Below are 18,412 nucleotides of genomic sequence, written 5' to 3' on the forward strand. Positions count from 1 at the left end.
GCCGGACAGACCGGAACCGGTGCCGGTCGAACCGGGCTCACCGGAACCAGAACCGGCACCAACGCCACCAGCACCGGACAGACCGGAACCCGCGCCGGCCCCGCCCGTGCCGACACCGGCACCTCCGGTGCCCGGCGCCCCGCTACCTGCACCGGAGACACCAGGAGCCGCCGTGCCTGGGCCGGAACCCGGCCCGTTCGACCCGACCGAACCGGCACCGGGGCCCGCTCCGCCATGAGCCGACGTGCCGGAGCCGACAGTCGCACCCGTACCTGCCCCGGAATCGGACCCACCCGAACCGCCATCGGCTCCGCCGAGACCGGACGTACCGGCTCCACTCGACCCCGGCCCGTCAGAACCGGTATCGGCTCCCGTGCCGCCCGCAGGAGGCGCACCCGTCCCGGCCGAACCAGTCCCCGGTCCGCCGGTACCAGGCGCGCCCGAACCGGGCCCGCCGGTTCCGGCACCCGCCCCTCCAGGAGCGGGGTCACCGGCACCGGCCGAACCCGCGCCGTTCCCGGCACCGGCTCCCGGGCCCCCAGACCCGGAACCCATCCCACCCGAACCCGATCCACCCGTCCCGGAACCCGCCCCGCCCGAACCCGGAACCCCCGTCCCGGCACCCACTCCACCTGAACCAGGACCAGCCGAACCCGGACCGCCGCTTCCGGAACCGGACCCAGCGCCGGAATCGGAACCCGGCGCCGGCGGCGCGTCGATCGGCCCGATGTTCCCCTTGTCGAACCCCACGTCCCCGACGTCCTTGGGCCCAGCCCCGTCAGCCCCAGGGCCGCCCCCGGTCAGCTTGTCGTGCAACGACTCCCCGGCGTGGTGCGCCCCGTGCGTCGCCGCGCCGCTCAAGCCGCCGTTCAGCGCGCCCCAGCCCAGGCTGTCCAGGTCGCCGCCGAAGGCCGCCGCTCCGGTGAGGCCGACCACCACCTCCGTCGCGGCCTCGGTTCCCGCCTCGCCCCAGACGTTCTTCGAGAACTTCGTGCCGAACTTGCCGTCGACCTTGCCGAGACCGTTGCCCGCCACGTGCGCGAATGCGCCGCCGACCGCGCCGAGGGCCGCCGACTGGCCGATCGACTTCCAGTCGAACCCGTTGCGGTTGCCTTGCGCGATCTGGATGAACTGCGCCAGCATGTCTTCCGCGACTTCTTCGGCCGCCTCCTGCGCCGCCTCGCGGGCGATGCGGGCCAGCAGGCTCGTCAGACGCTGGACGAGCGTGCGCTGCACCGTGACCACCGCGGTCCGGCCGGCCGCCATGATCTCCGGGACCAGCGGCGCCGTGAACGGGTTCGTCAACGCCCACAGCACTTCCGCGGCCGTCACGGCGATCGAGATCAGCATGCCGTACTTGGCGTTCTCGACGTTCAGCGCCTGCTCGCGCAGCGACGCCGCCTGCGCCCGCGCGCGCTGGACGTAGTCCGCGCCCAACGTGCTCAGGTTGCGCGAGAACTCCGAGAAGTTCTGCTGGACGTCGCCACCGACGTTCGCCGTCACGTGCTGCGACAGCTGGTTGAAACCCTGGCCCGCCGCCGCGATGTCGCGCGCGACCTGGTCCCACTCCGCGGCCAGCTCGCGCAGTTTGTCCTCGTCGCCCTGCGGCCAGGCGTCACCCGCGATGATGTAGAAGATCCAGTTCAGGCTGGGATCCACCATCAGGCTCATCGCGGGCTCCGGAGACTCAGGCCGTCGGCGGCTTCGAGACGTCTTCCTGCAGCTGCAGGAAGTTCTTCTGCAGGTCGCGCGCCATGTCGAACGCGCCCTGGTCGGCTTCGCGGAACGAGCCGGCCATGTCGTGGATCGCGTCCGACGTGCCGTCGACGGCCTTCGCCCACAGCCGGACGCCGTCGCGGATCTCCGCCACCGCCTTCATGTGTGTTTGGGCGAAGGCGTTGCCGTTCTTGTCGTGGCCCGCAGCCTCGGAGACGCGCCCGGAGCTGCCGAGCGCCTGGATGCGCTGCGTCAGCGCCTCCAGCTCGGTCGCCTTCTCGCGGTAGCCGTTGCGGCCGGTGTCGAGCCCGTCGGCGTCCACGAAGAACTGATCAGTCATCCTCGTTCCCTCCTTCGAAACCCGGCACGCGGGCGGCGAACAACGCTTCGACGTCGACCTTCCCGGCCATCAGGTCCCGCGCGGAGAACCCCGGCGGCAGCATCGGCGCGAGCTCTTCGGCCGACGCGTCGATCGCCTGCTGCCGCGCCTGCGCGATGGTCCGGACGATCACCCCGGCCAGCTCGGCCGGCGCCATCCGCTTGTACGCGCTGGTCGGGAACGTCAGCTCGGTGACCTCGCCGGTGCGCCCGACGGTCGCGGTCACCTCGCGGCGTGCGGACGTCGCCGTGCCGGTGGCCTCGTCGATCCGCTCCTTGGCCGCGGTGAGGTTCTCGCGCTGCCGCTGGTACGCGCCGAGCGCGTCCTCCAGCATCTTCTCGTAGGGCGATGCCATGACTCCTCCTTCAGCCGACCGAGGCCAGTCCCTGCCCGAGGGCCAGTGGTCCGACGTCCGGCGGGCGGACGCCGCGCAGGTCCGCGGCGGCCAGCGTGCGGGACGCCGCCGTGGCCGACAGCGTGCGGGCGAGTTCGTGTGCGGCGTGCACCGTGCGTTCCGACGCCGCCGCCAGCTCGTGCGCCAGCGCGTCACGGACGGCATCCGGCACTTCGTGGCCACCGCGGACCAGCAGCCGCACGGCGATCTCGCCGAGTTCGTCCACTGTGTACTTTCCCAGCTCCCAGACCGCCGGGAACCGGTCGCGCAGCGACGGCACCAGCCCGGCCAGCGTCCGGACGCGACGCGGTTCGCCGGTCAGCACGACGACCGGATCGGCGGGCCGTCGTCCGACCGCTTCCGCCAGCGCTTCAAGGACTTCGTGGCCCGGAGTGTGCACAGTGGACTCCCACTCACCGTCCAGGTCGAGCACGAGGACACCGCCGCTCGCGTCGTCCAGCGCGGTGCGGATCAGGTGTTCGGCCTGTCCCGGCCAGCGCGGCAGCAGGTCCTCCGCGACCGAGCGCCGGACGAGCTGCCCGACGCCGACCAGGCCCAGTTCGGCGAGTCCCCGCGCGTACAGCCGGGCGAACTCCGCCCGGCCCGAGCCGCGCTCGCCGCTGAGCACGACGTTGGCCTCCTGGCCGAGCGGCTGACGGCCGTGCTTGAGCCCGCCGAGCCGGACCAGCAGGCGCTCGGCGTGCTCCCGCACCGCTTTCTGGCCGACGAGCTTGCGCAGCCGGTGCACGCTGGTCGCCGCGCCGACGGCGGCGGCCGGATCGGTGCCCACCGACACCGCCGCCTGGGCTGCCGCGGGCAGGTTCGCCAGCTCGGCGTGCAGGTCCTCGGCCGTCAGCCGGTTGAGCTCGGAATCCTTGGACGGCGGCTGCAGCGCCAGGCGCGACGCCTGGTTGTTCACCATGGCCTCGAACAGCTTCCGCGCGACGCGGCCGTTGCCGAACGTCGAGTTCTTCGGCACCCGCTCGAAGTACTCGCGCAGCGTCGTCATGGCGTCGTCGGTCAGCTCGTAGTAGTGCTTGCGGGTCAGGCCGGTGGTGATGGTGACCAGCTCGTCGACGCTGTAGTTCGGGAACTCGATGGTCCGGGTGAACCGCGACGCCAGACCGGGGTTGGACTCGAGGAAGACGTCCATCTGCTCGGAGTAGCCCGCGACGATCACGACGAGCGAGTCGCGCTGGTCCTCCATGATCTTCATCAGCGCGTCGATGGCCTCCTGGCCGAAGTCCGGCCCGGAGCCACCGGAGCCCGCCGACAGCGTGTACGCCTCGTCGATGAACAGGACGCCGCCGATGGCCTTCTCGACGACCTCGGTGGTCTTGATCGCCGTCGAGCCGATGTACTGGCCGACGAGGTCCTGCCGCGCGACCTCGACCATGTGGCCCTTGGACAGGATGCCCAGCTCGGCCAGGACGGTGCCGTAGAGCCGCGCGACCGTCGTCTTACCGGTACCGGGAGGGCCCGCGAAGACCAGGTGCCGGCTCATCGGCGGCATCGGCAGCCCCATCCGCTCCCGCATCTGGGACATCCGGATGAGGTTGATCAGGCCGGTGACCTCCTTCTTCACCCCGGCCAGGCCGACCAGCGACTCCAGCTCGCCGAGCGGGCCGTCGAGCACCTCGCCCGCGGCGTCGCTCGTGCTCGGTTCGACGGTCTCCGCTTGCGGCGGCTCCCGGACGGGTTCGCTCGCCACACCGTCCACTTCGCACTCGGTGAGCGTCACGTTCGCACCGTCGTCGGACGAAACGCCGTTGTGCACGCGGCAGCGCGACGCGGTGAGCGTGGCGCCGGCCTTGACCACGATTTCGTCGGCGATCTCGCAGTCCTGCAGCTCGGCCGTGCCGGTGACCCGGACACCGCTCCCCCGCACGTGGAGGTCGGTCCCGGTCAGCCAGGACGATTCGGTGACCTCGACGGCGATCTCGCGTCCGGTTTCGACGGACGCGTCGGTGAGGTCCAATCGCGACTGTCCGGAAAGGACAATGCCGTGACCGGCCAGCCGCAGCCCGGCGATCCGGACCTTCGCGTCGGCGGTGACGAGCACGCCGGTCCGGGTCGCGCCCCGGATCGTCGCGCGCTCGAAGTTCGGCGTCGCCTCGCCGTCGGCCAAGATCACGACGGGCGAGTCCTCGAACGTGCAGTCCACGAAGTGCGGCGACGCGTTGCCGGTGACCTGGACGGCGTTGCGTTCCGCGCCGGCGAAGACGCATTCACGCAGCACCGGCGCGGCCGACGCGGCGACGTGCACGGCCTGCATCGGCGCCGACAGGAACCGGGAGTCCACAACGGACACCCGGCCTTCACTGGTCAGGTACAGGTCGACGTTCGCGCTGTCGCGCACGGTCAGGCCGGTGATGGTGGCGCGGCCCTGCTGCTCGACGACCATCGCGGGCTTCTCGGCGCCGGTGATCTCGCACTGCTCGACGACCGCGACGGCCTCGCCGTTCACGCAGACGCCGTTGCCCTTCGGCTGCCGCACCGCGCACCGGCGCAGCACGACCGACCCGACCTCGGCGACGACGACGCCCGACGAGGCGGTGCCGGTGATTTCGGTGTCCTCGATGGTGCTCTGCGCCGGCGACGCGACGACGATCCCGGCGCCGGCGGTGCTGCTGACGGCGCAGCCGCGCAGGGCGAGGGAACCCTGGAGGCGCGCGAGGAGCGTCGCCCAGGAGGCGCCGGTGACGCGGCAGCCGTCGAGCGCGGCCTCGCCGCGCACGACGTCGACCGCGACGAGCTTGTCGTCCTGCCCGGTGAGGGTGAAGCCGCGCAGCTGGACGGCTTCGGCGTTGGCCACGAGCACGCTGCCTTCGCGCGCGACGATCTCGACATCTCCTTCCGCGACGAGCGAGACCATGCGGTCGACGACGAGGTTCTCCTCGTAGCGTCCGGAGTGGACGGTGATCGTAGCGCCGTTCTGAGCCTGCGCCAGCGCGGCGCCGATCGTGGGGTAGGCGCCTTCTCCGCCGACCGTGAGCACCTGTCGGTTCATCAGTTCCGCCTCTCCCTCACACCAGCCCCGGCACGACGCCGAACCGCTCGGCGGCCGCCGCCGCGATCGGTTCGCGGCCGTCCGTCTCGGCCCACACCTCGAGTTCGCGCCGCAGCGACTCGAGCGCCAGTTCGTCGAGCGAGATCCGGTCGGCGGCGACGCGGCCGGTCTCGTCCACCTCGCTCACGGTCAGCTCCCGCAGCAGCACGAGCCCGCGCTGGGTGGCGGTGGGCTCGGTGATCTCGAGGACCTTGAAGCTGGTACCGGGTACGAAGAGCGCACGGTTGACGACGCCCTCGGCCGGCTCCAGCAGCTTCGTCCGGCGGGCGGTGACCGACCAGACGAGGATGTCAGTATCACCGTCCGAAGTGGACATCGGAGCGGTCATGGCGTGCAGGAAACCCCACTCGGTGACCACTTTCCGGCTCCGGTAGAGCGCCCACTGCCCGGCGGTCGGGCTGGTGGCGAAACTCGTGGGCCCACGGTGCGACGGCAGCCGCCCGAGCCCGGCGACCACGCAGCGCGCGATCGGCACGTGCGGCCCGTTGCGCCCGGCCCGCAGCCCGGCGTCGATGGCCGCGCCCTTGGCCGAGAGGTAGAGCTGCACGGCAACGGCATCGGTGAGCACATCGGCCGGCGACGCGGCGAGCGCACCTTGGAAGCCGGGATGCTCGGAGAGGATCCGCGCGGCGGCGTTGGACATGAGGCCGTACTCGGCGCCGAGGGACTTGCGAAGCCACTCACGTTCCTTGTCGACGCCTCGTTTGGGCAGCAGAGCGGTCGCCTCGGCGGCGGGGGTGGGCTGGAGCCGGGCGTGGCTGGTACCGCCGTCCGCGACCTCGAGGGGCGAAGCCGCGGACGGCGGGGTCTGGGGAGTGTTCGCTTCCTGGCTGAGCTGGGTGGTTTCTCGCTGAGTGGCGGCAGGTGGGGTGGCGGTTCCAGTGGCCGGTCCACTGAGGACGCCGACGGGTGGGGTGGCGGTTTCGCCGACCGAGGTGCTGAGAACTCCGGCGGGCGGAACTGCCGGCGGCGGGGTCGCGGGACCGCCGGTGGCGGCGGGTCCACCAGGGACTCCCGCCGGCGGAACCGCGGGCGGCGGCAGGGTCGCGGGACCACCCGAGACCAGGGAGCCGGCCGCGGACTCGCGTAGGCCAGCGGGCGGAACCGCCGGGAGCGGGAGCGGCGCGGGGTCGGTGACGGCCGGGCGGGCGACCTCCGCCAGGGCTTCGGGCTGCGGGTTGATCGCAGTGGCGGCGGAGTCGGACTCCGGACCATCCACATCGGCGGGCGGCGGGGTGGCCGGGCCACGAGAAGCGCCAGTCGCGGGACCAGTCACGCCGGCGGGCGCAACCGCAGGCGGCGGGGCGACCGAGCTGATCGCTGGACCATCCACGCCGACGGGCCGAACTGCCGGGGGCGGAGTGACCGGAACGCATGGAACGCGGGTCGCCGGACCGTTCAGGCCCATCGGCGGAACCGCCGGCGGCGGGGTCGCCGGACCACGCGACGTGAACGACCCGGGCTTGGCAGCGCCGGTTGCCAGGGCGTCCATGCCTGCGGGCGGCGGGGTCGCCGGGCCAAGCGATGTGAACGACCCGGGCTTGGCAGCGCCGGTTGCCAGGGCGTCCATGCCTGCGGGCGGCGGGGTCGCCGTACCTGTCGAAGTGACCGCGGGCGGCGGCAGGATGACCGGGCCGCCGGACACTGCCGTGGCATCCCTGTCCGCAGCAGGAGAGATGGTCGTCGGACCGGCAGAGACCGCCGGTGCGCCGGCGGGCGAGGCGATCTCCGGGCCGGCCGAAGCGCGCGAAGGGGCCTTGACCGCCTCTGTTGCTCGCTCCTCCGAAGCCAGTGCCGGAGTCCGTGGCGGCGCTGCCGTCGTGATCGTCACCGGGGTCAGCGAGGCCGCGATCACCGCGCCCGGGTCCAGGCGCTCCGAGATGGTCAACAGCGGGGCCTCCGCCGGGGACGTGCCGCCCACTCGGGCCGGGGCCGCCGCCGGGGGGACTGCGGCGGCAGGGGTCGTCGGCGACGCAGGGGCTTCGATCTCCGCCATCGCACGCCGCGGGATCGTCGCTCGGGCCCGCTCCGCCAGCAGGGCCGCTGCGGGGAGGATGCGGCTGATGCGGCGGGTGTGCTCGTCCAGCCTCACCAGGACGTCCTCTGCCAGCAGGCGCATGCGCTCCACCGCGTCCGCGCCCTCCTCCGGGACGTCGTACGTCAAGTTGTGGACCGACGTGTCCAAGGTGACCTCGCGCAGTGCCTCGGCCATCGGACCGGCCGATGGCGGGCGCAGCAGCAGGCCCGACTGGACGACCTCCAGCACCGCGTCCGGTGAGTACCAGTAGACGGCGGGCTCGATCTCCTTCAAACCCTCGATCGGCAGGCGGTGGTCCAGCATCCGGGGCATCGGCTGCTGAGGGACGTACGCCAGCTCGCGGGCGAACGTGGCCCAGCCGAGACCGCCGTCGTAGAGCACCGTCCAGACGTCGAGGTCGTGCGGGGTGCCGATCGGGAGTCCACTGTAGAACCCGACTTCGCGGCCCAGCAGGTCGGCGAGCGACTGGCCCAGGGTCGTGCCGGACGGCACCGACATCGGGCCGTACTGGACGAAACGGGCCTTGTGGCGCACCGGTTCCGGCAGACGCATCCACAGGCGGGCCGCGTCGTCCATCGTCAGGGGCGGGCAGCCCGGGCAGCCGAGGACGATCGTCATCGTGTCCGGCAGCGCCGGCAGCCCGCGGATCAACGCGGAGCGGTGGTAGCCGAGCTGGCGGTCGAAGCCGACCGGGCGGATCCAGAGGCCGCCCGGCAGCGGCTCGGCCACGCCGCGGGAGCTCGTCGACGTCAGTTCGGCCGTGACGCCCGAGTCCCAGGACGGACGCGGGAAGCGCTTGGCCTCCCACTTCGGCGGCCGGCCGGGCTGGAAGCGGACCCAGCCGCTGCCGCGTCCACTGTGGACGAACAGGGCGCCGCCCGCGCTCGGGATCACCGAACCGTCCGGGGCCAGCACCGGACGGCCGATCCGCTCGGCCAGCCACTGCCCCGCCAGGGCCGAGGTCTCCCGCGAGCGCCCGCCGATGACGAGACGCACTCCGCGACGACGCCGCGGCAGCGCCTTCGCCACCGATTCCCACAGGGAGATCGGCGAGTCCACCGGCAGGTCGACGACGACGAGGTCGTGCTCGGAGTCGGCGGCGACGCCCAGCGCGAGCGCCTGCGCCTCCTCCGTCATCCCGGCGGCGGGGTGGACGACCAGGGCGTTGCCGACCGTCTGCCGGTTCAGATCGGTTTCCGGGCCGCCGCGGCGGCGCACCAGCGAGAGATCCATGGTGACGCTCCTTTCAGGCTCGGCGGACCGGGGGCGGCGTCGCCTGGACGGCGTGCCCGGTGTGGTGGGCGATCAGGCCGAACACGAAGAACCCCAGCACGATCAGCACCGCCAGCGCCGCGCCGACCAACAGGCCGGTCCAGGTGCGCTTGGCGGGCACGTCGAGATGGCTCGCGTCGCCGAGCACGAGGGCCGAGGTCATCCGCCCGATGAGGAACGAATACGCCTCGACGTGGTCCTTTTGCGTCTGCACCATGCTCGATCACCTCATTCGCAGTCTTACGGTCGTACGGTTGCTCTGACATACGGTCATACAGTCATACGGTTATACCGTCAGGCTGACACTCCGGCAGACGGCCAGACCGGCAGACCGACAGACGGGTAGACGGGTAGGCCGCCAGACGAACTGGCGGGGCAGACGGACTGACTGGCGCACTGGCTGACAGGCAGACGGTATGACCGACTGACCGACATACGGGCTGACGGACTGACGGACTGACGGACTGACGGTCTGACCGGCAGGCGGGCAGGCGGGCAGGCGGGCAGACGGGCGGGCGGACTGACCGGCTGACCGGCTGACCGTGAGACAGACATACGGTTAGACGGTATGACCGTCATTCCGTAAGCCTGTGAGGCCGTCATGCCGTCAGTCCGATCGCCCAGGCGTACGTCCCGAACAGCTGCAGCAGGATCGGGAGGATCGCGACGGCGCTCAACGTCTCCAGCCAGTTGGCCAGGTGGCCCCAGATCGGCAGCAGCCGCCGCGGCGGGGGTCGCAGCATCGCCAGCACCAGCAGGAAGAACACCAGCACCACCCCGGCCGCGGACGCGCCGCGCCAGTTCGGGGTGAGCGGTTCGATCAGCGAGAACGTCAGCAGCACCAACCCGAGCGCGCCGGCGACGGCCAGCGGCACTCGCTGCCACGCGCCCAGCAGGCTGCGCGAGCGCATCAGCACGGCCGCCGCGAGCAGGCCGGCGAGGATGCCGGGGAACAGGCCTTGGCCGACCAAGAAAGGGAAGGAGCACGCGAAAACAACAGCCGAGGTGACGCAGGCGATCGTGAGGTAACCATCGGCGTACGCGGTCTGTGCGACCATCTTCTCCGCCGGCGCGGGCTCGATGTCGTACTGCAGTTCGTCGGCCGTGCGCGGCAGCTGCGGGCCGCGGATGCGCGCGAACCGGATGCCGATCCGGGGCGCGAACACCAGCAGGCCGATGAGGACGGCCGAGACCAGCGCGGCCGACTGCACCGGCGAGAACTCCGGGCCGTAGTGCAGCCACAGGGTGATCGCGCCGGCCGCGGAGGTGGCCACGACCGTGCCGAACGGGACGAACGGCGTGGCCGGCGCCCACGCGGCCCGGCCGCCCAGCATCAGGCCGCCCGCCAAACCGGACGCGAGGCAGCCGGACAGCAGTGGCGCGGTCTGCAGGTCGAACGCCGGCCCGAGGCCCGCGACGGCGACCGCGCCCGCCACGAACGCGAACCCGCAGCCGCCCAGGCCGAGCAGCGTGATCAGCGCCGTGTCTTCGGACCGGACGCCCGAGCCGACGGCCGCGACCAGCAGGCCCAGTGCCACGACGGCGCAGCCGATGGCGGACAGGCCCAGGGCGCCCGGGTAGAGCAGCACCCGGGCCAGCACCAGCAGGCCGGCGATGGCGAAACCGAGGAACAGGAACCGGTTGAACTCGGGCTTCCAGCGGCCGGCCTGGCGGCTGACGGCGGTGGCCATGCCGTCGGCGATGTCGTCGAAGTCCAGTTCCGGCAACGGGTCCAGCCGGGGGCGGAGGTGGAACTCCTCCCCCTCCTTCCAGTCGAGCGACTCCGGCGTGCCCGCCGGGTCGAGCGGCGCCTCGCCGAGGCGCTGCAGCACCCACGAGTCGCCGAGGTCCTCGTGGCCGCCGGTGTGCCGCAGCAGCACCGGCAGCAGGCTCGTCACCGGGACACCCATCGGCACGGCCAGGTCGGCGCGTCCCTGCGGGCCGTGCACGGTGACCCGGCACAGCTCGCCCTGCTGCATGGCGGTCAACGTCCGCTCCCTTCGAGAGTGCCGAATGTGCTGCCGACGAGCTGGTCGGGACCGGGGACGAAGCCGGTCTGGACGAGCTTCACGCCGCGGCGGGTGACGAGCTGGGCGCGGCCGGCCGGCAGCTTGCGCGGCGCGGCCTCGCCGAGGAACTTGCCTTCTTCCTTGGGGTAGGAGAAGACGACGCCGGGACTGCCCAGCTCCCACAGCCGGCGGATCACCGGGTCGCTCAGCGCGCGCATCGCGCCCGACGTGCTGCGCGCGACGACCAGGTGCATGCCGATGTAAGCGCCCTGCGCGAGCAGCGACAGCAGCGGCTCGAGCGGCGAGCCCATGCCGCCGGTGAGCAGCTGGTAGTCGTCGACGACGAGGAACAGCCGGGGGCCGGTCCACCAGTCGCGGCGCTTGAGCCGGTCGGCGGTGACGCTCTGGTCCGGCACCCGCGGCGAGAGCGAAACCCCGGTCTGGGTCGCGAGTTCCTGCAGCGCCTCGGTCGTGGTCGCGTAGCCGACGCGGTAGGCCTCGGGGACCTCGGCGTCGAGCTGACGGCTCGGGTCGGCGAGCACGATCTTCGCCTCGCCCGGCCCGTACCGCGCCAGCACCGAGCGCAGCACCAGCCGCAGCATGTTGGTCTTGCCGGTCTCGTTGTCGCCGAACACCAGCAGGTGCGGCGTGGCGCGGAAGTCGTGCCACACCGGCAGCAGCCGCTTCTCGTCCTGGCCCAGGGCCAGCCGCAGGTCGCCGTCGGGGCGGGGCAGCTCGGACAGCGGCAACGTCGCGGGCAGCAGCCGCACGGCCGGCGCGCGGCGGCCCGGCCAGAACGTGTGCACCTCTTCGGCGACGGCCTTGGTCGCCGCGGCGAGGTCGTCCGTCGCGGCGCTGCCGTCCATCCGGGGCAGGCCGGCGAGGAAGTGCAGGCCGTCCGGGGTCAGGCCGCGGCCCGGCTGACTCGGCACGGTCTTCGCCTTGCGGGAGCCGATCTCGGACTCCATCGGGTCGCCGAGGCGCAGCTCGAACCGGCTCTGCAGCAGGTCGCGCAGGTACGGCCGGATCTCCGACCAGCGGGTCGACGCGATCACGACGTGGATGCCGAACGACAGGCCGCGCGAGGCGAGCTCGCCGATCTTCTGCTCCAGCTCGGAGTAGTCGTTCTTGAGCGAGTACCAGCCGTCGACGACCAGGAAGACGTCACCGAAGGCGTCCTCGACCTGGCCGCGGCGGCGCAACTGGCGGTAGACGTCCATCGACTCGACGCCGCGTTCGGAGAAGATGTTCTCGCGGTGCTCCATGATCTGGGAGATCTCTTCGATGGTCCGCACGACGCGGTCGCGCTCGAGGCGGGTGGCGACCGAGCCGACGTGCGGCAGGCCGCTGATCGACATGATCCCGCCGCCGCCGAAGTCCAGCCCGTAGAACTGGACCTCCGCCGGCGTGTGCGTCATGGCCAGGGCCAGCACCAGGGTCCGCAGCAGCGTCGACTTGCCGGTCTGCGGGCCGCCGACGACCGCGACGTGCCCGGCCGCGCCGGACAGGTCCGCCGTCAGCAGCTCGCGGACCTGCTCGAACGGCCGGTCGATCATGCCCAGCGGCACCCGCAGCCGGCCCAGCTGGGCCGGGTCCTGCACGCTCATGCCGCGCACGGCGTCCGGCAGGACGCCCGGCAGGAGCGCGTCCAGGCTCGGCGACTCGGCCAGCGGCGGCAGCCACACCTGACGCGCCGCCGGGCCCGCGCCGGTGAGCCGCTCGACGAACGCGTCCGCCAGGGTCGGCCCGCTCGGCGCGGTTTCGAGGACTTCCTGGGCGGTCTTCTCGGCGGTGGGGTCCGGCTCGTCGTCGCGGACGATGAACCGGGTCGGCCGGGTCCGGGTGAAGAACGGGACGACTTCGGCACCCGCGCGGGCGACGTCGCTCGCGCCGTCACCGCCGCCGGCCGGGACCGGGCCCGAGACGTAGGCGGCCTTGAAGCGCACCAGGTTCGTCGTGTCGATCTTGAGGTAGCCGTTGCCCGGTTCGGACGGCAGCTCGTAGGCGTTGCCGACGCCGATGACGCTGCGGGACTCCATCGAGGAGAACGTCCGCAGCGCGATCCGGTACGACAGGTGGCCTTCGACGCGGTGGATGCGGCCTTCGTCCAGCCGCTGCGACGCGAGCAGCAGGTGGACGCCGAGGCTGCGCCCCAGCCGCCCGACCGAGACGAACAGCTCCATGAACTCCGGCTTCGCGCTCAGCAGCTCGGAGAACTCGTCGACGACCAGGAAGAGCGTCGGCATCGGCGGCAGCTGCTCGCCGGCCGCGCGGGCCTTCTCGTACTCGAACAGCGACGGGTGGCCGCTCGCGCGCAGCTGCTCCTGGCGGCGCACCATCTCACCGTTGAGCGAGTCCTGCATCCGGTCGACCAGCGGCAGCTCGTCGGCCAGGTTGGTGATCATCGCCGAGGTGTGCGGCAGCCGGTCCATGCCGAGGAACGTCGCGCCGCCCTTGAAGTCGACGAGGACGAAGTTGAGGATCTCCGACGAATGCGTCGCGGCCAGGCCGAGGACCAGGGTGCGCAGCAGCTCGGACTTGCCCGAGCCCGTGGCGCCGATGAGCATGCCGTGCGGGCCCATGCCGCCCTGCGCGGACTCCTTGAGGTCCAGCTCGACGATCTCGCCGTCCTCGGTGACGCCGATCGGCACCGACATCCGCGCGCGCTGCACCGCGCGCGGGCGCCACTGCGCCGGGATGTCGAAGCTGTGGACGTCGCGGATGCCCAGCAGCGCGGTCAGCCCGAAGTCGCTCTCGAGGGGCTGCTCGGTGATCTCCAGGGTGCCGCTGGTGCGCTTCGGCGACAGCAGCCGGGCCAGGCCCTCGATCTGCGTCACCGAGAGTTCGTCGCGGACCGCGGAGCCGACGCCGGTGCCGGCCGGGAACTCGACGCGATCGTCCTTTGTGGTCAGCCGCAAGACCTTGGGGCCACCGGGAAGCGCGCCGGTGACGTCCAGCAGCACGACGTTGCGCAGGCCCGCGCCCAGCAGCCGCGACGACTCGGGGATCATCGCCAGGTGCGCGACGATCACCACGAACGGTTCGGTCGTGGTCGGGCCGACGGCCTTGTCGTGGTCGTCGCGGTCGGCGACGTCCGGGCCGAGGACGTCCATCAGGTCGTCGTGGTCGGCGGCCAGCAGCCGCAGCGGGCCCGCCGGGTCACGCAGGGTGGCGTGCTGGTTGTGCGGCAGCCACTTCACCCAGTCCCACTGGGACTGCGCGGCTTCGGTGGTGAGCACGGCGATCCGCAGCTCGTCCGGCGAGTGGAACACGACCAGCTGCGCCAGCATCGCCCGCACCAGGTTCGCGGCGGCCTCGGGGTCGCCGTCGAACTCGACGCTGGTGAAGCTGCGCAGGCCGACCGCCGTCGGGATGCCCGAGAGCGACCGGTAGGTCTCGGTGAAGCGGCGCAGGGAGATCGCCGACAGCGGTTCGAGGTCCTCGATCGGCTTCGTCACCGGTGGGACCAGTTCGAGCGCCGACTGCTGCGAGCCCAGGCCGATGCGGACGCGGCCGAAGTCGTCGTGGCTGACGCGCCGCTCCCACAGCCGCCGTCCCATCGACAGCGACCACAGCGAGTCCGGCGACGGGTTGTTCCACGCCACCGCCCGCCGCTGCTGCTCGGCCGTCGCCCGCGCCCGGGTGCGGACCTGCGCGATGTAGCGCAGGTAGTCCCGGCGTTCGGCGCGCATCTTGCGCTTGCGCTCCCCCACCGCGCGGGTGAGCTGGCCGACGCTCATGGCCATCATGGACAGGCCCATGCCGCCGCCGAGGACGTAGGTCATCGGCGAGCTGCCGCCGACGCCGGAGAACGACAGCACCATCACCATCGACCCGATGCCCATCGGCAGCATCATCAGCAGCGAGTTGAAGTCCCGCGCCGCCGGTTCGGCGAGAACCGGCGGCTCCTGCAGCTCTTCCTGGCCTTCGGGCAGCTCGGGGCCGGACGCGCGCGGGCCGCGCTTGACGGTTTCCGTGCTCACTCCAGCACCCCCGAAGGCCGGCTCGCGGGACGGCCCCACGCGGAGTCGTCCTGGCTCAGCAGGTCCGCCATGGTGCGTTCGGCCTCTTCCTCTTCGCCTTCTTCGGCTTCCGGTTCCGGCGCCTCGGCTTCGGTGTCGAGGGCCGGGCCGTCACCGCAGGTCGGCAGCTCGTCCGGAATGGACTCGCCGTCACCGACCCGGATCCGCCGGTACGTTTCCCGCGGCTCGTCTTCGGCGGGCCGCCACGGCTCGTCACTGCGTTCGACGAGGTCCGTGCTGACGTCCACTTCGGACTCCCCCGCCGGCGCGACCGCCTCGAACGGGAGGAGGCCGGGCAGGAACTCGGCGGTGCCGACGTCCCAGGCGGAGGTGTCTTCGCTCGACTCGACGGGCCGCACGACGGAGATCCGCACGTCGTCGTCGTGATCGTCCGATATGGACTTCCCGACGGGCGCGGTGCCCCAGCCACTGACCGGCACGGCCGTCGCCCAGCCGCGCGGGGTGCCGGCGCCCGGGTCGGGTTCGCCCGGGGTGCCGGCGGTGGCCCAGGCCGAGCTGTCGCCGCCGAGCAGACCGGCGGAGTCGGGACGTTCCGCGGTGGCGCCGTTGTCGGGCGGGGTCATCGGCGGCGGCATCATCGGCATGGCGCCGGCGGTGACCGGGTCGCCGTGACCGGTGACCTCCGGGGTCCACGGGCTCTCGACACCGCCGAGCAGACCCGCCGAATCGGGACGTTCGCCGCTGGCCGGGACGCCGCCGCCCACGCCTCCGGGCGGGGTCAGCGGCGTTCCGGCGGACGGAGTCACCGGCGACGACCACGAGGCCGCGCCCAACGCCGGAGTCTCGCCGACGGAGGTCGGGTCGCCGACGCCGCTGGGCGCGTCCGGCGTCCACGGCGCGTCGATACCGCCGAGCAGACCGGCCGAATCCGGGCGCTCGGCACCCGTCGGGTTCGCGCCACCGCCCATGCCGCCCGGCGGCATCATCGGCATGCCCGAACCCGGGAATGCCTGCTGCTGCGGAGAATTCGCCGACGACAGGCCGCCCGGCGCCTGCAGCTGGCTCGCGTCGAGGCCCTTGATGCCGCCCGGGTCGACCGCGTCCGCGCCGCCGATCCCGCCGAGGTCACCGGCACCGCCCAGGTCACCGGCACCGCCGACATCGCCCGGAGGCGCCGACCAGGAAGCCGACTGCAGCGCGGGAGTCTCGCCGAACGAACTCGGGTCGCCGAGACCGTCCGGCACGTCCGCCGTCCACGGTGCGTCCACGCCACCCAGCAGACCGGCCGAATCCGGCCGCTCCGCGCCGGTCGGGTTCATGCCGCCACCCGTGCCACCCGGCGGCATCATCGGCATCCCCGAACCCGGCATTCCCTGCTGCTGAACGCCATTCGACGACGAAAGACCGCCCGGCGCCTGCAACTGACTGGGGTCCAGGCCCTTGATGCCACCCGGATCGGAAATGCCGGCACCGAGGTCGCCGAGGCCACCGACACCGCCCGCGCCGCCGACGTCACCCGGAGGCGCCGACCAGGAAGCCGACTGCAGCGCCGGGGTCTCGCCGAACGAACTCGGGTCGCCCAGGCCGTCCGGCAGCGCCGAATCCCAAGGCGCGTCGACACCGCCGAGCAGCCCCGCCGAATCGGGGCGTTCCGCGCCGGTGGGGTTCATCCCGCCGCCCATGCCGCCCGGCGGCATCATCGGCATCCCCGCACCCGGCATGCCCTGCTGCTGACCACCGTTCGACGACGAAAGGTCGCCGGGCGCCTGCAGCTGACTCGGGTCCAGACCTTTGATGCCACCCGGATCGGGAACGTTCGCACCGACGTCGCCGAGGCCACCCGCGCCGCCGACATCGCCGACGCCGCCCGCGCCGCCGACGTCACCCGGAGGCGCCGACCACGAAGCCGACTTCAACGCCGGGGCGTCGGTCAGTGCGCTGGGGTCGCCGAGACCGTCCGGGAGGCTGCTGGTCCACGGCTTGTCGACGCCGCCGAGCAGGCCGGCCGAGTCCGGGCGCTCCGCGCCGGCGGGGTTCATCCCGCCGCCCATGCCACCCGGCGGCATCATCGGCATGCCACCACCCATCGGCGAGGTGAAACCGCCACCCGCCTTGGGATCCTGCAGGGACGACGGCACGTCGGCCGGGTTGAGGGCGTTCGCGCCCAGCCCGTTGAGACCGCCGGCACCCGGCGGGTTGCCCGGCGCCGGCGACTTCAGGTCGCCGAGGCCGTTGAGACCACCCGCGCCACCACCGGCGCCGACGTCACCCGGTGCCGAGTCGAACGACGGCGGCTTGATGTCGCCCAGGCCACCGGCGCCGACGTCGCCCGGCGGGCTGTCGAGCGCGGGCGACTTGATGTCGCCGAGGCCGCCGGCCTTCGGGCCGTCCTTGCCCCCCGCGCCGGACGGCGGCGGGGTCAGGTTCGGCGAGGTCAACGGCGGCAGGGCGCCACCGCCCGCGCCGGCGTCCCCAGGCGGGCCGTCGAGCGAAGGCGGGGTGATGGCCCCGAGATCACCGGGGCCACCGGTGCCGCCCGCGCCGGGCGGCGGCGCGACGGCGAGGTTCTGGAACGGCGGGGGTGTGCCCCCGCCGTCCCCGCCCAGGCCGGAGTCCCCACCGGGTGGCGGCGGGATTTCGGCGCTGGACAACGGCGGCGGATTTCCGCCGCCACCGCCACCGCCCGTGTCGCCGGGCGGAGGCGGGAGTTCGGGAGGCGGCACGTCGCCACCACCGCCGCCGCCACCGGAACCGCCGGGCGGCGGCGGGATGGCGGGCGGGGGCGGCGCGTCCGCGGGAGGCGGGATGTCCGGGGGCGGCGGGGCTTCGGGCGGCGGAGGCGGCGGCGGGACGTCCACGGGCGGCGGGGTCGCCGGCGGCGGCGCGGTGTAGCTGGCGACGGAGAACGAGTGGTACTTGCCGGACAGCTGGTTGCCGACCTGGCGCATGTCGTTCGTCATCATCTCGACGGCGTCGGGGAACTGCGAGATGTACGCGCGCCCGTCGTTGAGCACCTTGCCGCGCGCGATGACCTGCTGGGCGTAGTAGGAGTCGATGTAGCGCAAGGTGTTCTGCGCCCACTGCAGGTACGCGGCCGAGTTGGCCAGCTGGTTCGGGATGTTGCGGCCGCCGCTGCTGCCGTCGCTGATCTGGTGGACGAGGCCTTGGAACTTCGAGGCCATGTCGTTCATCATGCCCTTGAAGTTCGTCGCCGCGGTGCCCTTCCACGGGCCGTCTTCGCCGGCGAGCGCCTCGACCTGCTTCTGGATGGCCTCGGCTACGACGGCGAGGCTCATCTGCGTCGTCTGGAACACGCCGGCGGCGGCTTGCAGGGACTGCCAGTTGACGTTGCCGTAGGCCTGGTCGGCCTGGTCCTGGCCGGGCGCCATCGATCCGCCGCCGAGGATGGCGGCTTCGATCTGCTTCCAGGTCAGGCCGTCGAAGTCCTTGCCGGGGTCGCCGGTGGAGTTCGTCGGCGTGTTGCTGGAATCCGGCCAGACGCCGTTGTCGTCCTGGGTGAACCCGTGGGTGTTGTTGTCGTCGCCCATCGT

General features: G+C 72.7%; 10 protein-coding genes. 2 read left to right on the top strand and 8 right to left on the bottom strand.

Annotated elements, in window-relative coordinates:
• Positions 1–1,141: 1,141 nt before the first annotated feature.
• On the top strand, positions 1,142–1,426 hold the full coding sequence (locus ACLJQZ_RS33585) for a hypothetical protein (protein ID WP_410623840.1): 285 nt from the start codon (positions 1,142–1,144) through the stop codon (positions 1,424–1,426).
• Positions 1,427–1,447: 21 nt separating this feature from the next.
• Positions 1,448–1,633: a hypothetical protein gene (locus tag ACLJQZ_RS33590; protein ID WP_410623841.1), complete on the top strand. Its 186-nt coding sequence runs from the start codon at positions 1,448–1,450 to the stop codon at positions 1,631–1,633.
• A gap of 54 nt (positions 1,634–1,687) precedes the next feature.
• Here the strand turns inward: ACLJQZ_RS33590 and ACLJQZ_RS33595 are convergent, their stop codons facing one another.
• The 8 genes from ACLJQZ_RS33595 to ACLJQZ_RS33630 form a co-directional block, all read right to left on the bottom strand.
• Complete coding sequence (locus tag ACLJQZ_RS33595; protein ID WP_410623843.1) at positions 1,688–2,056, bottom strand: hypothetical protein; 369 nt, start codon at positions 2,054–2,056, stop codon at positions 1,688–1,690.
• A complete protein-coding gene (locus ACLJQZ_RS33600; protein ID WP_410623845.1) occupies positions 2,049–2,450 on the bottom strand; it encodes a YbaB/EbfC family nucleoid-associated protein in 402 nt (133 codons plus the stop codon). Before ACLJQZ_RS33600 ends, ACLJQZ_RS33595 begins: the two co-directional genes overlap by 8 nt.
• Before the next feature lie 10 nt (positions 2,451–2,460).
• Entirely contained in the window at positions 2,461–5,499 is a 3,039-nt protein-coding gene (locus ACLJQZ_RS33605; RefSeq protein WP_410623847.1) for a right-handed parallel beta-helix repeat-containing protein, read from the bottom strand.
• Between the two features lie 16 nt (positions 5,500–5,515).
• Positions 5,516–8,830 (bottom strand): hypothetical protein, encoded by a 3,315-nt coding sequence (locus ACLJQZ_RS33610; RefSeq protein WP_410623849.1) that lies wholly within the window; start codon positions 8,828–8,830, stop codon positions 5,516–5,518.
• 13 nt (positions 8,831–8,843) lie between these two features.
• Positions 8,844–9,086, bottom strand: coding sequence for a type VII secretion protein EccB (locus ACLJQZ_RS33615; RefSeq protein WP_247050436.1), 243 nt, complete (start codon positions 9,084–9,086; stop codon positions 8,844–8,846).
• Positions 9,087–9,468: 382 nt separating this feature from the next.
• Complete coding sequence (gene eccD, locus ACLJQZ_RS33620) at positions 9,469–10,848, bottom strand: type VII secretion integral membrane protein EccD (protein ID WP_410624082.1); 1,380 nt, start codon at positions 10,846–10,848, stop codon at positions 9,469–9,471.
• Positions 10,849–10,853: 5 nt separating this feature from the next.
• Positions 10,854–14,861: a type VII secretion protein EccCa gene (eccCa, locus tag ACLJQZ_RS33625; protein WP_410623850.1), complete on the bottom strand. Its 4,008-nt coding sequence runs from the start codon at positions 14,859–14,861 to the stop codon at positions 10,854–10,856.
• On the bottom strand, positions 14,858–18,409 hold the full coding sequence (locus ACLJQZ_RS33630; RefSeq protein ID WP_410623852.1) for a WXG100 family type VII secretion target: 3,552 nt from the start codon (positions 18,407–18,409) through the stop codon (positions 14,858–14,860). The genes eccCa and ACLJQZ_RS33630 overlap by 4 nt, the downstream gene beginning before the upstream one ends.
• Positions 18,410–18,412: the final 3 nt, after the last annotated feature.

This window comes from Amycolatopsis sp. cmx-8-4, from assembly GCF_046548675.1.
GTDB lineage: Bacteria > Actinomycetota > Actinomycetes > Mycobacteriales > Pseudonocardiaceae > Amycolatopsis.

What these genes read in the sequence shown, in the direction of transcription:
- ACLJQZ_RS33600 (WP_410623845.1), bottom strand. Translation starts at nt 2,450, where the DNA reads ATGGCATCGCCCTACGAGAAGATGCTGGAGGACGCGCTCGGCGCGTAC.
- ACLJQZ_RS33610 (WP_410623849.1), bottom strand. Translation starts at nt 8,830, where the DNA reads ATGGATCTCTCGCTGGTGCGCCGCCGCGGCGGCCCGGAAACCGATCTG.
- eccD (WP_410624082.1), bottom strand. Translation starts at nt 10,848, where the DNA reads ATGCAGCAGGGCGAGCTGTGCCGGGTCACCGTGCACGGCCCGCAGGGA.
- ACLJQZ_RS33605 (WP_410623847.1), bottom strand. Translation starts at nt 5,499, where the DNA reads ATGAACCGACAGGTGCTCACGGTCGGCGGAGAAGGCGCCTACCCCACG.
- ACLJQZ_RS33630 (WP_410623852.1), bottom strand. Translation starts at nt 18,409, where the DNA reads ATGGGCGACGACAACAACACCCACGGGTTCACCCAGGACGACAACGGC.
- ACLJQZ_RS33595 (WP_410623843.1), bottom strand. Translation starts at nt 2,056, where the DNA reads ATGACTGATCAGTTCTTCGTGGACGCCGACGGGCTCGACACCGGCCGC.
- ACLJQZ_RS33585 (WP_410623840.1), top strand. Translation starts at nt 1,142, where the DNA reads ATGTCTTCCGCGACTTCTTCGGCCGCCTCCTGCGCCGCCTCGCGGGCG.
- ACLJQZ_RS33615 (WP_247050436.1), bottom strand. Translation starts at nt 9,086, where the DNA reads ATGGTGCAGACGCAAAAGGACCACGTCGAGGCGTATTCGTTCCTCATC.